This is a genomic window from Pseudomonas sp. MPDS, assembly GCF_013283895.1.
GTDB classification, from domain to species: Bacteria; Pseudomonadota; Gammaproteobacteria; order Pseudomonadales; family Pseudomonadaceae; genus Aquipseudomonas; species Aquipseudomonas rhizophila.
In genome coordinates this window covers 1,520,156-1,533,731 of sequence record NZ_CP054128.1, presented here as the reverse complement: position 1 = coordinate 1,533,731, position 13,576 = coordinate 1,520,156, and the positions used below count along the sequence as shown (strand labels likewise).

The following is a 13,576-nucleotide window of genomic DNA, read 5'->3' as shown; positions in this document are numbered from 1 at the left end:
CCCCTCGCCACAGGACCTACGAAAGTTTCGGAATATTCGTTCAGCCGTTTCAGCGTCGAAACGACAGCGCCATGGCTAAGCTGCATTCACCCCCTCTATCAAAGGAAGCAAGGAATGCATCCACGACCCAATTCCCATCTCTTGCGCCGAGGACGTTATTCGGAGCATGGACGGGCCTATCTGGTGACTGCCGTTATTCATCGTCGGCGGCCGGTTTTTGCCGACTGGCAAGTTGGAAGACTGTTGGTCGCAGAACTAAAACGCGCTCATGATTCCGGCTAGGTGAAATCCTTGGCCTGGGTGGTCATGCCGGATCATTTCCATTGGCTGCTGCAACTCATCGATAACCAACTAAGCCGGGTCATCGGCGCTACGAAAGCTCGATGCGCCCATAGCGTGAACAGCAAAACCGAGGCTTGTGGCCCTCTCTGGCAAAGCGGCTTCCACGACCGTGCGATCCGTGACAACGAAGACCTGCTCCCCTTCGCCCGCTACATCATTGCCAATCCACTTCGCGCAGGACTGGTGGAACGCATAGGCGATTACCCCCTATGGGACACTGAATGGCTTTGAAGCTCCCACCACCTGTGGCGAGGGGATTTATCCCCGCTCGACTGCGCAGCAGTCGCAATATCATGAGGATCGAGAATGCTTCAGAAGGGCTGCTGCGCAGCCCAACGGGGATAAATCCCCTCGCCACAGAGGATCGTCGGCGCGGCCTATGACATTGGCTTGTCCACAATTTCCCCGCCGCCCGCGCCGCCACCGTCTAAGCTTCAAACAAGTCCCGATCAATGCGTGAATGGATCAGTCGACTATGGGCGCGTTATGGCAAACCGATTCGAGTAAACCTGTGGGCCCGACTGAACGTATGGAAGAAGCACCTTTACCCCAAAAAAAACGCCGCGCAGGGCATGGCTGGCGAGCGTTCTGGTTGTTGCTGTTGATTATCGTGGTGGTGGTCGGCCTGGCGGTGGCCAAGGAAATGCGCACGTCCAGGTTTCAAGCCCAGGAGCTAAGCCGGTACGCCGCGTCTTTGACCTATTCGGTGCAACCGGGGCCCAGCGACGCCATCGTCTACCCTGGCGCAGGTCCGTTCGACCGGCGGTTGGGTTACAGCTCGCTGGATGAATTCCTGCCGCGGTTGCTCAAGCGCGATTATGTGATCCAGGCCCAGGCACGTTTCTCCCCGGCCTTGATGAACTACGTCGACAAGGGCCTGTTTGCCCCTTATGCGGAAAAGATCCAGGCCGGCCTGACGATCACCGATTGCCGCGTCGCGCCGCTGTACCAGTTCAAGTACCCGCAGCAACTGTACGCCAGCTTCGAGGCAATCCCCCCCGTGGTGGTGCAAAGCCTGTTGTTCATCGAGAACCGCTTTCTGCTCGACCCCAAGCACCCCCAGGCCAACCCGGCGGTGGACTGGCCGCGCTTCGGCATGGCGGCGTGGTCACAAGTCGCCAAGCTCCTGAGTCTGCCTGGGCAGTCCGCCGGGGGCAGTACACTGGCGACGCAGCTGGAAAAGTACCGCCACTCCGCCGACGGCCTCACCGGGTCGGGAGCGGAGAAAATCCGCCAGATGATTTCCGCCAGTGTGCGTGCCTATCAGGCGGGCCCGCAGACCCTTGAGGCCCGGCAGAAAATCATTCGCGACTACCTCAACAGCGTGCCGCTCTCCGCCGTACCGGGGCATGGCGAAGTCCACGGCATGGCCGAAGGTTTGCGGGTCTGGTACGGCGCCGATTTCAAGCGTGCCAACGAACGCTTGTCCAGCACCGCGACAGACCCCGCCAGCCTCGCGGAAAAAGGCCTGGCCCTGCGGGAAATGCTGTCGTTGATGATCGCCCAGCGCCGCCCCTCCTATTACCTGTCCAAAGGCCGGGACGAACTGGCGCGCCTGACCGACAGCCACGTCCGGCTGCTGGCCCAGAACGGCGTGATCGACGCCTCCTTGGCCGAAGCGACCCTGGCAAGCAAGGTCAGTTATCGCGACTGGGTGCAGCAACCCACCATTCAGCCCAACGAAATCAACAAGGGCATCAGCGCCGCCCGCAGTCGTCTGGCCACGCTGCTCAACCGCTCGTTCTACGACCTCGATCGCCTGGACCTCTCCGCCACCAGCACCTTGCAAAACGACTTGCAGACCCAGGCCACCGATTACCTCAAGCGCTTGGCGGACCCGGCGTTCGCTGCCGAAATCGGCCTGATGGGCGAACGTCTTCTGACGCCGACCAGCACCGCCCAGGTGCGCTACAGCTTCACCCTGCTGGAGCTGACCCCGGACGGCTCGCGCGTGCGCGTGCAGACCGACAGCACCGACCAACCCTTTGATATCAACGAAGGCAGCAAACTGGAACTGGGCTCCACCGCCAAGTTACGGGTGCTCACCACCTACCTGCAGATCATCGCCGAACTGCACGAACGTTATGCCCACGAAACCCCAGCAACATTGAAAAAAGCCGAGATCGCCGACCAGGACCGCCTCTCCCGCTGGGCCGTCGACTACCTGATCCAGCACAGCGATCGCAACCTGCCGACGATGCTGGAGGCGGCGCTGGATCGTACCTATTCAGCCAGCCCCGGCGAGGCGTTTTTCACCGGCGGCGGGCTGCACACCTTCAATAATTTCCGTAAGGAAGATAACGGCCGTAATCCTACCTTGCGCGACGCCCTGCGCGAGTCGATCAACCTGCCATTCATTCGCCTGATGCGTGACCTGGTGCGCTACGCCACGTACGCGGGTCCCGACAACAGTTCGGAGCTGCTCAAGGACGACAAGAATCCGCGCCGCCAGGAGTACCTGGCCCAGTTTGCCGACCGCGAAGGCACCACCTTCCTGCTCAAGTTCTGGAAGAAGTACCAGAAAAAGGACACCGGCCAGCGTCTCGAAACCTTCCTCGACGGCATGCGCCCCACGGCGATCCGCCTGGCCGCCGTGCACCGCTATTTCTTTCCCGGCGACAGCCAGGAAAGCTTCAACCACTTTGTGCGTTCGCACCTCAAGTCGGCCAAGAGCGCCGAAAAGCTCACCGACGAACGCCTGGAACGGCTCTACAGCAGCTACGGCCCGGGCAACTATGACCTGCCCGACCAGGGTTTTATCGCCAAAGTCCATCCGCTGGACCTGTGGCTGGTGGGTTATCTGCTGAACAATCCTGATGCCAAGTTCAGCCAGATCGTCAAAGCCAGCCGGTTCGAACGCCAGGAGGTCTACAGCTGGCTATTCAAAAGCCGGCACAAGAGCGCCCGCGACAGTCGTATCCGCACCATGCTGGAAGTCGAGGCCTTCCTTGATATCCACCAACGCTGGCAGAAAGTCGGCTACCCGTTCGACCATCTGGTGCCGTCGCTGGCCACCGCCATCGGCAGCTCCGGCGACCGCCCCGCCGCGCTGGCGGAGCTGGTGGGCACCATCCTCAACGACGGCATCCGGCTCCCGGCGCTGCGCGTCGACAGCCTCGACTTCGCCGTCAATACCCCTTATGAGACACGGCTGATCAGCGATCCGGATAACGGCAAACGCGTGATGCCGGTGGAAGTGGCCCGGGCGTTGCGCGGTGCGTTGTCCCAGGTGGTCGATGCCGGCACCGCGAAACGGGTGGCCGGCAGTTTCACCCTGGCCGATGGCACGCCGTTATCGATGGGTGGCAAGACCGGCACCGGCGACAATCGCATCGAAGCCGTTGGCGCCGGCGGGCGGGTCATCAGTTCCAAGTCGATCAACCGCACCGCGACCTTTGTGTTCTACATCGGCGACAGCCATTTCGGCACCCTCACCGCCTATGTGCCGGGGGTTTCGGCGCAGAACTTCAAATTCACCTCGGCCTTGCCGGTGCAGGTGCTCAAGGGCATGGCGCCGTTCCTCTCGCCGTACTTGCAACCGGGTAGCCATACCCAGTGCCAGCCGTTGGTGGCGCGCCATTGACTCAATCCAACCCCTTAGGAGCGATGGTGGACCGCTAGACCTCCGAATCCCAGATCACCGTCACATTGCCTATGTAACTCTTGGCATCGCCGGCCAGCATTTCCTCGACCTGGTTGCGGGTGACTTCAAAGTGCATCGTTCCCGACCGGCGCTCGATGTAATGCCCCGGCTGGAACAACTCGGTGCCGCTTCCATCGAGATAGAGCCGACGGCGGTTGACCGGTTGGCCACCAGCGTCGGTCAGGCCATTGGGCAGGGTCACACTGATATTCACCGGCACCATCTGGCCGGAGCTGGGTGCCCAGAGCAGGCAGGTGTTATCACTCGAACCGGCGAACTGGCATTGCAGGCCCATCTTGAAACGCGACGAGGCTGAGATGTGGAAGGTCTGGTCACGAAACAACCGCGTCGGTTTTTGCCCCTGGCTCAACCAGGCCTGCCAACCGCCCTGAGGTTCGAGCACGACCTTGTTGCCGCCAGGAGGCACTTCGACCTTGAGGGTGTGTTCGACATCCAGTTTGAAATTGAACGCGATTATTGAATCATTCGGGATCATCACATCGCCCATATCGAAGTCCTGCCCCGGACCAACGCTATAAGTCAGCGAGCCCGTGTATTGACCGGTCGACATGGTCAAGGGATTGGGGGTACGCAATTCGTAGGCAAAATCCAGATAACGGTAAGTCATGCTGGGGATCAAGTAACGAGCCCTTTTGGCGCACACACCTTCTACCGGGGTGGTCCAGAAAAAACCGTACCAATTGACGTTATAAGGTGCATTACCGCCGAATCGACATGGCGAGGGCGCACTGACCCAGCTAGAACCCCATAACAGGTTATGAGCCTTTAAAGCGTCAACACCTCCACCGACCAAGTCGGCTGCGTTAACAGGAAGTCGGTATTCCGAACCTATGCCGGACAAACGTATTTCAACGACTTCAGTTTCACCCGTACTTGCATGGGTTACTTGTAGCGAGCGCCAACCGGCAGGCACTTTGAACATCGCACCTTGCCGAGCGTCCCCATGATTCGCTTCGATAGGAAGGGTCGAACTGAAAGTGATAGGCAAGCGAATGCTGAACATCGTCTTGCATTGATTTGGAAATGACGCGCAGTAACCCGTGGTCGGAGTGGTATTGCGAAATTTATTCTCTTGAGGTTTAGCTGGGTCCGGCCTGAAGACTGCAGTGATCTCCCGGGTCAGCGCATTGGCCGTCGGAACGCCTGTCAACAACAAGGCAAAAACCGTGACTGCTCGGCACAACGAAACACCGTGCTCGAAGATATTTGAACGACTCATTTCGACTTACTCCAATAAACCGCAATTGCCCTACGGCGCAATGGCATCGAACACCATGTGCACGGTGCCGAAATAATCCCCAGGCGCATACTCCTCCTCGGTCTTGACGGCGATGATTTCCAGCCCCACACGCCGACCGGGCCGGGCCTCGGCGGCCGAGACCACCTGGGCCGAATCCAGGGTCAGTTGGACGTTGTTGAACGTCACCTGCAGGTCGATGCGCTCACGGCCATTGGACAGGTAAGCCTCTTGCCCCAGACGGGCGCCAATGGCCCCGTTGATGTTCTTCACTTCGTAATTGGCCCGCAGCGGCAGGAGCCCGGAGGTCAGGGTGCTGAACAGCATCGGTTGTTCACGCTCGACCAGTTGCGGGTCGACCGGCAGCACATGGAAGTCGATCGTCGGGATGGTGACGAAGAGTTCGAACGTTTCCCGCTCCAGCGCTGCCCACGCGGGCAAACCCGGCAGCGTCAAGGCGGTGAACAGGAGGGTACGTAACAGCGTCTTGAACATGATGATTACCTGTGGCGCCAACGGCGGTTCAGTGACGGCATACCGTCAGCCTTTGATCTCAATGGCTTTTTCCTCGCGACCTTCGATCAGGCTGAAGCGGTACTCACGCCCAGGCTCCTTGTCGAACGAAAAGGTGCGACCGGCCATGACGTGGTGCTTGGTGGTCGGCCGGCAATCGTTGTCTTTTTGCGCAGCGCAATCCTTGAACTCATCGATCACCACCACGCTGTTGCCGTTGTTGCGCACCAGGTAGCGATCGGCGCTGTCATCGATGGCCGTCTCGAAACGGGTCTCCTTGGGCCTGACAAAAAACACCGTGCCGAAGCCGGCCAGCACCTTCACCCCGGCGGCGATCCGTTCCTTCTTGTATTGCTCGCGTTCCTCGGTGCTGACGGCGAACTCGTCCTCGGCCTCCGGCACCACCGGTACGAAGCGAACCCGGAAGTACCGCTCTTTGCTGCGATCGCCCATGAACAGCAAACGCGTGCCCTGCATGCCGTTGGCCGGCACGATCAGGCGCGCCGGGCTGGCCATCAGACCATTCCTGGCGAGTACGCCGTCCTGATCCTGCAGCGGCACCTCCAGGTAGCTGCCGTCATCGCTGTAAAGAATCTCGAGGATGTCGACCTTGACGAATGCGGTGGACGTTCCGCCGTTGAAGATCCGTTTCATGTAGGTGCTCTTGTCGCCTTCGAGATAGTCGTAGACCACCCCGACATTAATCTGCGGCCCGGCCTGGGCCATCAGCGAAAACAGCGACAAACCACACAGAACCAATAAGCGCTTCATTACCAAAACCTCATGAATGGAAGGCGGCCGATGGCGACCGTTTCACGGAACACTGCTTGCAATGTTGAAGGGCGCACCACGCTAGCCGGCGCGCCAGGATCAAGTTCAACCCGCCGTCTCGATCGGGTTGTTGCTGTCGGCCAGGGTGTCTGGCGTGCAGCGCAAATCACCGATCATCAACACATCGCCCTCGCTATTGGCGTTATCCGGGTCGAGGCGGAACTGGCAAAGCAAGTCATTGCCATAGCGCACTTCAAGCGTCGGGGAGCTGGCGTTCATCTCCATGGAGAAGAAACCGTCCACCTCGCTGACTCCACGGCTGGCGTGGTTGATCACGTGATGGCCCTTGAGCGGCTGGCCCTGCGCGTCCAGCAGACGACCGAGCACGGTCACGCTTCTCATCACGCTGACTTTGCGGTAGTCCACGCCCCCTTTGTTCAAGTGATAGCGGCTGCGTGAAGGCTCGATGTTGGCCGCCGGTGGATGCACGCCGTCGAAGTCGAAGGTCAACAGGCTGTTCTGATAGGCAGTGATGGGTACGAAGTTGCGGCCGGGACGCAGGGTGGTGGTGCCACCCGTCAGGTCGTCGGCGAGTAGGACGATGTCGTCCAGGTCGGTTTCCACATCCACGATCATGCCCGCGCCGCCACTCTGGGGCAGGCCGGTGAAGACGACTTTCTGGCCACCCACGGCCACCGTGCTGCTGAGGTTCAAGCCACCGGTGAGGTTGTCGTTGTAGGAAGAGCGCTGGATGAAACCGTCGCCGTACACCGTATCGGTGTCGAAACTGGCGAGGCCGGACAGGCCCACGCCATAGGTATCGGCCAGTACCGTGGCGGACACGCTTTGCAGCACGTGATCCTGCAGGTCCCGGCGATAGCTCAGCGACCCATTGTTGTCCCGCGTTCCGTCACGGGAGGTGCGGGTGCCGATACTGCCTGACCAATACTCGCCCGGCCCGCCCAAGGCCACGCTGACGCTCAGGTCCACGCCGCGATTTCGTCGATCGGCGGTACTGGAGGTGCCCGGACGGTCGAACACCGACCACCGCCAGTTGGCATCGCTGCCGCCAAGCTTGCCACGCTGGGACCATCCCAGGTCCACACCGGCGCCCTCGACATTGCCTTCGCTGTAGAACAGCCGCCCGTTGATCGACGACTTGTTGCTCAGTCGATGGGAGACCGACAGCGACGAATTGCTGGTCTGGCCGACGAACACGTCGCGCTGGCGGATACGGGTGCCGTCAGGCAGGGTTTCGTAAGTGTTGCGCGTGTCCAGCCAACTGCGATTATGGCTGGCCACCACACTGCCCAGACCGTAGCTGTACAACGCCTGCAGGTCCATGCCCGTGCCGTACTGCTCGGTCTGGTAAACGTTGGCAAAGAAGCTGGTGTTGGCGGGCAGCGTCCAGTCCACCGAGGTGCCGTACTGCAGCTTGTCCTGCACCTGGCGCGTGGAAAGCCCCAACACCACTCGCGGGTGCAGCAAGTAATTGAGACCGACCCCGGCAGTCGTGAAGCCCGAGGGTTGATCATCCCAATTGCTCAGCAGTTTGGTTTCGCGGCCGGCAAACAGGTTGTAGCGCCAGCGATCATCGGCACTGCGCCAGTTGTTGGGCTTGTAGACCAGCTCCTGGGACGTGGCGGTGGTCTGCCCGTCTTCGATCAGCCGCACTTCCACTTCATAGATGCCGCCGGGCAATGGCCGGGTATCCAGGCTCTGCAAGCCGGCGCTGACGGCCTGGGTATTGAGCAACAGGCCGTTGCGGTAGATCTCCACCGCCGCCTGACGACTGGCGGTGACATAAATGGGGTACACGCTGGGCTTGGGATTATTGATCACCAGGCTATCGGAACTGCCGTACATGACCCCCAGCGCGGTATCCGGGTTGGCCCCGAACGAACGGATCTGACGGTTCAAACCATCGGAGCCCGGCATGAAATAACCCAGGCGCAAAAAACTGTCTTGCATCTCGCGCTGGGTGTGCAGCTCATGAACGGCGTGGTAGAGCTTATCGTCCGGCCCGCCCAGGCGCGACAGCTGCAGATCGAACGACTGGGTCCAGTTGCCCACGCTGGAACTGGCATTGAGGCCATAACGCCCGCCCGTATCCTGCTCCTGACCACCGTTGAGATTGAGTTGGTTATTGACGATCAAGCCCAGGCTGCCCCCCTGTGGCTGATCGTAATAACGTTTCTCCACGCTGCCGCGCTCCACTTTTTCAGTGAGGATCGACACCAGTGAATGTTCAAGGCTGTAATGCACCGCCAGCAGCCCCGCCGTGCATTTGGCTTCGCAGGCACCCAAGGCGCGCCCCTGTTTGAGCAGTTGCTCCCATTGCCCGCGCTCGACGGGCGGGATCGGGCTGTCCTGGGTGTCGGTGAATTCGAGCAAGGTAATACGATCATCGCGTGTCAACACCACCATGGCTTCGCCGAGGTACTGTTGATCGAGTTCCATACGAACCGCCAGAGGCACATCGAAAAAGTGGGCTTCAAACTCCTCCGGCAGCCCCTTGGCCTGGGACAACAGACTTCTGGGCGTCGTACCCGGGGCGGTCGGCGCAGCCAATGCACTGGCGCACAACAACAGCGCCAGCGCACCCACGATGGGTGTCATCACAAACATCAATGGATTCTCATATCAGCAAACTATCGGGACGTTCCAGGTACAGGCCGGCCGGGCGGCCGGCCTGCGTTCATGCCCGCAGGACGAGAAAAGCCATCGGGCAGTGAAGGGTTTACGGGCGAGGCACCGCGTCGAAGATCACGGTGAAGTCGGCGGTGTATTGACCGACCTGGCTCTCCAGAGGCACGGTCGAGGCCATGATGAGCATGTCGGCCTGGGTACCTGGAGTGGATGCCGCGTCAGTCACCACTTCCTGAGGAAACTCGGTCAGGGTGACATTGTTGAACCTGGCGATGAGGGGAATGGCGTCCGTACCGTTGGTCAACGAAGGCTGACCACCCAAGAGGTAGGCATGCACCGAACCATCGGTGTTCTTCACGTCGAAGGTCTGACGCAAAGGGCTCAAGGAGTTGGTCACCGGGTTGTAGTGCATGACTTCATCCTTACCGAAGTCAGGGTTGCGTGGCAGTACATGGAACTGCTTGGTGGGAATCGTCGCGGTGATATGAATAGAGGAGCGAGCATCGTCCAGAGCGAAGACCAGCGAGGAACTCAGGGCTGCGGCGATCAGAGCAGTACCGGATACGATTTGTTTGAGCATGTTTGACACCTGTTCATAGCATAAAGAGAAGGCTTGAAGTTGCAGACCCACTACAGCCTGGCCTGACCTCAACGCCGGAGCATGATCCACTCTCTTTAATTAAAAATAAGCAGGCCTATTCCCAAAGGCACGTAGCCAAACCGCCATGCGCAATAACGAAAAATACGCTGTTTTATATAAAACCGAAGTTTGGATGTAAGAAACAACCCACACCTGCAAGCCACACCCTGGATTTAACACTGCGAATGCAGACAGTGGCCTACTTTGCCGCCCGTACAGGCAAGGGATTCGGGTAAGGTCTTATCTTTTTCAAAAAATTGGAACCCAACTTCGATATATCTTAGTTCCAAGATATATCGAGGGTCAAAGATATATCTACGGATAAAGATATATCTCAGTTCTATCTTATGCAGAACGGAGAGCAGGCATATGACAGTCCCCCCTTCCCATCCCAGCCGAAAACACGATGAACACGATGAACACGATGGTTTCGAACGTCGACCCGCAGGCCGTGAGCGTGGTAGCCGGGGCCCCCGGGTCTTCGCCTCCGGTGACCTGAAATTGCTGTTGCTCGCGCTGATTGGCGAGCAGCCCTGCCACGGCTACGACTTGATCCGCCGGATCGAAAACATGTTCGACGGCGCCTATAGCCCCAGCCCCGGCGTGATCTATCCGACGCTGACCTTCCTGGAAATGGGCGTTTTGATCGCAGGCAACGCCGAAGGTGGAAAAAAACGCTACAGCGTGACCGACGCCGGACGTCTATTCCTTGAAGACCAGACCCCGGCGCTGAATGAGGTACGCATGCGCATTGAAGCGAGCAAGCGCTCCCTGCGCGGCCAAGACCGCCCCCCGGAAATCCACGAAGCGGTGTATAACCTGCGCAATGCGCTGCACAAACACCATGGCCGGTGGAGCCCGGAAGAAACTTTGCGGATTCGCGACCTGCTCAACAACACCGCCAAAGCCATTATCGACGGTCCCGACCGTCCACCTGTTTCGGAGCCCAGCCAATGACTGAAGTCGATCCAAATACCATTCACCGAGTCAGCCACGAGATCAAGCGCCGCCGCCTGCAAGTGTTGCGAGTGCAGGACCTGACTCCGCGCATGCGCCGCATCACCCTGGGCGGGCCGGAACTGGCCGGGTTCACCAGCCTCGGCAGCGACGATCACGTAAAACTGCTGTTCCCACAGAACGCCGAGGAACACGCCGCCCTGGAAAATTTCGCCCCCGGCGCTGGCAAGGATCAGGGCCCGATGCCGCAAATGCGCGACTACACCCCGCGCCGTTATGACCTGCAGACGCTGGAGCTGGACATCGACTTTGTGCTGCATGGCGATGGGCCTGCCGCGACCTGGGCGACCCAAGCGACGCCCGGGCAATACCTCAACATCGCCGGGCCAAGGGGCTCGATGATTGTCCCGGACATCTTCGACCACTACCTGCTGATCGGCGACGAAACCGCCCTGCCCGCCATCGCCCGTCGCCTGGAAAACCTGGCGGCCAACCGGCGTGCGCTGGTGGTGGTGGAAGTGGAAAACGGCGCCGAGCAGCAAATCCTTCACAGCCCCGCGCAAGTACACGTGATTTGGGTGCTGCGCGAAGGCCGCCAGAACAATCTGCTGACCACCGTGCGCCACCTGGAAATGCCCGGCGGCAAGCTGTACGCCTGGGTCGCCACCGAGAGCAAGGTATCGCGACAGATTCGCAAGGTGTTGTTGGAGGAGAAAGGGTTGGATCAGGATTTTGTGAAGGCGGTGGGGTATTGGAAGGCGGATGACAGCGAGGAGGAATGAGGTGCGGCGTGCTGGCCTGCTAAAGTACCCTGCACCCACTGACCGAACACAACCTGTGTGGGAGCAAGGCTTGCCCGCGATGAAGGCAATGAGGTCTTTCAGAAAGCGAGGCGCCTGCATCGCGAGCAAGCTTTGCTCCCACAGGGCTATCGTCGCTCTTGAATACTTGATTTACACCCCACCAGGTACCCCGATCCATGCTTTTCCTGATCGCCTATATCAGCAGCGTCGTGCTGATCAACTTCGCGTTTTCCGCCGCGCCGCACCTGGACATCATCTGGTCGGCCTGGGGCGGGCTGGTGTTTGTCCTGCGCGACATGGTGCAAACTCGATTCGGCCACGGCGCCATCGTGGCGATGCTGGTGGCGCTGGTGTTGTCCTACGTCACCTCCGACCCGACCATTGCCCTGGCCAGCGCCACGGCATTCGCGGTATCCGAATGCATTGACTGGCTGGTGTTCTCCATCACCAAGCGTCCGCTGCATGACCGGTTGTGGATCAGTTCGGCCCTGAGTATTCCTCTGGACACCTTCATTTTCTTCGGCATGATCGATGCCCTGACACCGGCCGTGGTGATCACCGCGCTGGTCTCGAAATTCGCCGGGGTCACGGCAGTGTGGCTGATCATGGCCTGGCGTTTGCGCAAACAGGCCGTCACCGGCTGAAGCCAAAACCTGCGGTTCATGTAAAATGCCGCGCTTTCTCCCCATGGGAAGCTCGCCCGGCGCGCGACCCTCGATGCTCCGCTCCTGTTTGAGGACCTTCAGATGACCCGTATCGGAACTCCATTGTCGCCCACCGCGACCCGCGTTTTGTTGTGTGGCAGCGGTGAACTGGGCAAGGAAGTGGTAATCGAACTGCAGCGCCTGGGCGTTGAAGTGATTGCCGTGGATCGCTACGCCAACGCGCCGGCCATGCAAGTGGCCCATCGCAGCCATGTGATCAACATGCTCGATGGCGCGGCCCTGCGCGCGGTGATCGAGGCCGAGAAGCCGCACTTCATCGTGCCGGAAATCGAAGCCATCGCCACCGCCACGCTGGTGGAACTGGAAGCTGAAGGCTTCACCGTGATCCCCACCGCCCGCGCCGCGCAACTGACCATGAACCGCGAAGGCATCCGGCGCCTGGCCGCCGAAGAGTTGGGTCTGCCGACCTCGCCGTATTTCTTCGCCGACACCGTGGAAGACTACCGCAAGGCCGTTGAAACCCTGGGCTTCCCGTGCGTGGTAAAGCCGGTGATGAGTTCCTCGGGCAAGGGCCAGAGCCTGCTGCGCAGTGCCGATGACGTGCAGAAAGCCTGGGACTACGCCCAGGAAGGCGGCCGTGCCGGCAAGGGCCGGGTGATCATCGAGGGCTTCATCGATTTCGACTATGAAATCACCCTGCTTACCGTGCGCCATGTTGGCGGCACCACCTTCTGCGCACCGGTCGGTCACCGCCAGGAAAAAGGCGACTATCAGGAATCCTGGCAGCCCCAAGCCATGAGCCCGGTGGCCCTGGCTGAATCCGAGCGCGTGGCTAAAGCCGTGACCGAGGCCCTCGGTGGTCGCGGCCTGTTTGGCGTCGAGCTGTTCATCAAGGGTGACCAGGTGTGGTTCAGCGAAGTCTCGCCGCGCCCACACGACACCGGTCTGGTGACGCTGATTTCCCAGGACCTGTCGCAGTTCGCCCTGCACGCCCGCGCCATCCTCGGCCTGCCGATTCCGCTGATCCGCCAGTTCGGCCCATCGGCCTCGGCGGTGATCCTGGTGGAAGGCCAGTCGACCCAGACCGCTTTCGCCAACCTCGGCGCTGCCCTGGCCGAACCGGACACCGCCCTGCGCCTGTTCGGTAAACCGGAAGTCAACGGCCAGCGCCGCCTGGGCGTGGCCCTGGCGCGAGACGAGTCCATCGACGCCGCCCGCGCCAAGGCGACCCGGGCTTCCCAGGCCGTCAAGATCGAGTTGTAAGCAGTATCGCTTGCCTCATGGTGATCTGTGGGAGCAAGGCTTGCCCGCGATGAACGATAACGCGGTCCACCT

At 60.3% G+C, this 13,576-nt stretch carries 10 protein-coding genes and 1 pseudogene; 6 read left to right on the top strand and 5 right to left on the bottom strand.

Annotation, left to right across the window (positions count from 1 at the left end):
• Positions 1 to 114 precede the first annotated feature (114 nt).
• Both HQ912_RS06680 and HQ912_RS06675 read left to right on the top strand, forming a co-directional pair.
• Positions 115 to 573 (top strand): annotated as a pseudogene (locus HQ912_RS06680) (REP-associated tyrosine transposase).
• 244 nt (positions 574 to 817) lie between these two features.
• Positions 818 to 3,925: a transglycosylase domain-containing protein gene (locus HQ912_RS06675; RefSeq protein WP_076383644.1), complete on the top strand. Its 3,108-nt coding sequence runs from the start codon at positions 818 to 820 to the stop codon at positions 3,923 to 3,925.
• A gap of 34 nt (positions 3,926 to 3,959) precedes the next feature.
• Here HQ912_RS06675 and HQ912_RS06670 read toward each other — a convergent pair whose 3' ends face one another.
• The 5 genes from HQ912_RS06670 to HQ912_RS06650 form a co-directional block, all read right to left on the bottom strand.
• Positions 3,960 to 5,225 (bottom strand): hypothetical protein, encoded by a 1,266-nt coding sequence (locus tag HQ912_RS06670; RefSeq protein WP_230682631.1) that lies wholly within the window; start codon positions 5,223 to 5,225, stop codon positions 3,960 to 3,962.
• 30 nt (positions 5,226 to 5,255) lie between these two features.
• On the bottom strand, positions 5,256 to 5,738 hold the full coding sequence (locus tag HQ912_RS06665) for a CS1 type fimbrial major subunit (protein WP_047228905.1): 483 nt from the start codon (positions 5,736 to 5,738) through the stop codon (positions 5,256 to 5,258).
• A gap of 45 nt (positions 5,739 to 5,783) precedes the next feature.
• Positions 5,784 to 6,527 (bottom strand): pilus assembly protein, encoded by a 744-nt coding sequence (locus HQ912_RS06660; RefSeq protein WP_047228904.1) that lies wholly within the window; start codon positions 6,525 to 6,527, stop codon positions 5,784 to 5,786.
• A gap of 105 nt (positions 6,528 to 6,632) precedes the next feature.
• On the bottom strand, positions 6,633 to 9,155 hold the full coding sequence (locus tag HQ912_RS06655) for a TcfC E-set like domain-containing protein (RefSeq protein WP_173406595.1): 2,523 nt from the start codon (positions 9,153 to 9,155) through the stop codon (positions 6,633 to 6,635).
• A gap of 112 nt (positions 9,156 to 9,267) precedes the next feature.
• Complete coding sequence (locus HQ912_RS06650) at positions 9,268 to 9,756, bottom strand: CS1 type fimbrial major subunit (protein WP_107321930.1); 489 nt, start codon at positions 9,754 to 9,756, stop codon at positions 9,268 to 9,270.
• A 429-nt stretch (positions 9,757 to 10,185) separates the two neighbouring features.
• Between HQ912_RS06650 and HQ912_RS06645 the strand changes: the two genes are divergently transcribed.
• The 4 genes from HQ912_RS06645 (at position 10,186) to purT (ending at position 13,504) form a co-directional block, all read left to right on the top strand.
• Positions 10,186 to 10,773: a PadR family transcriptional regulator gene (locus HQ912_RS06645; protein ID WP_173406594.1), complete on the top strand. Its 588-nt coding sequence runs from the start codon at positions 10,186 to 10,188 to the stop codon at positions 10,771 to 10,773.
• Positions 10,770 to 11,555 carry a siderophore-interacting protein gene (locus HQ912_RS06640; protein ID WP_173406593.1) on the top strand — a complete coding sequence of 262 codons (786 nt, stop codon included), beginning with the start codon at positions 10,770 to 10,772 and terminating at the stop codon, positions 11,553 to 11,555. The genes HQ912_RS06645 and HQ912_RS06640 overlap by 4 nt, the downstream gene beginning before the upstream one ends.
• Before the next feature lie 197 nt (positions 11,556 to 11,752).
• Entirely contained in the window at positions 11,753 to 12,220 is a 468-nt protein-coding gene (locus HQ912_RS06635; RefSeq protein WP_047228899.1) for a preQ0 transporter, read from the top strand.
• A gap of 102 nt (positions 12,221 to 12,322) precedes the next feature.
• A complete protein-coding gene (gene purT, locus HQ912_RS06630) occupies positions 12,323 to 13,504 on the top strand; it encodes a formate-dependent phosphoribosylglycinamide formyltransferase (RefSeq protein ID WP_047228898.1) in 1,182 nt (393 codons plus the stop codon).
• Positions 13,505 to 13,576: the final 72 nt, after the last annotated feature.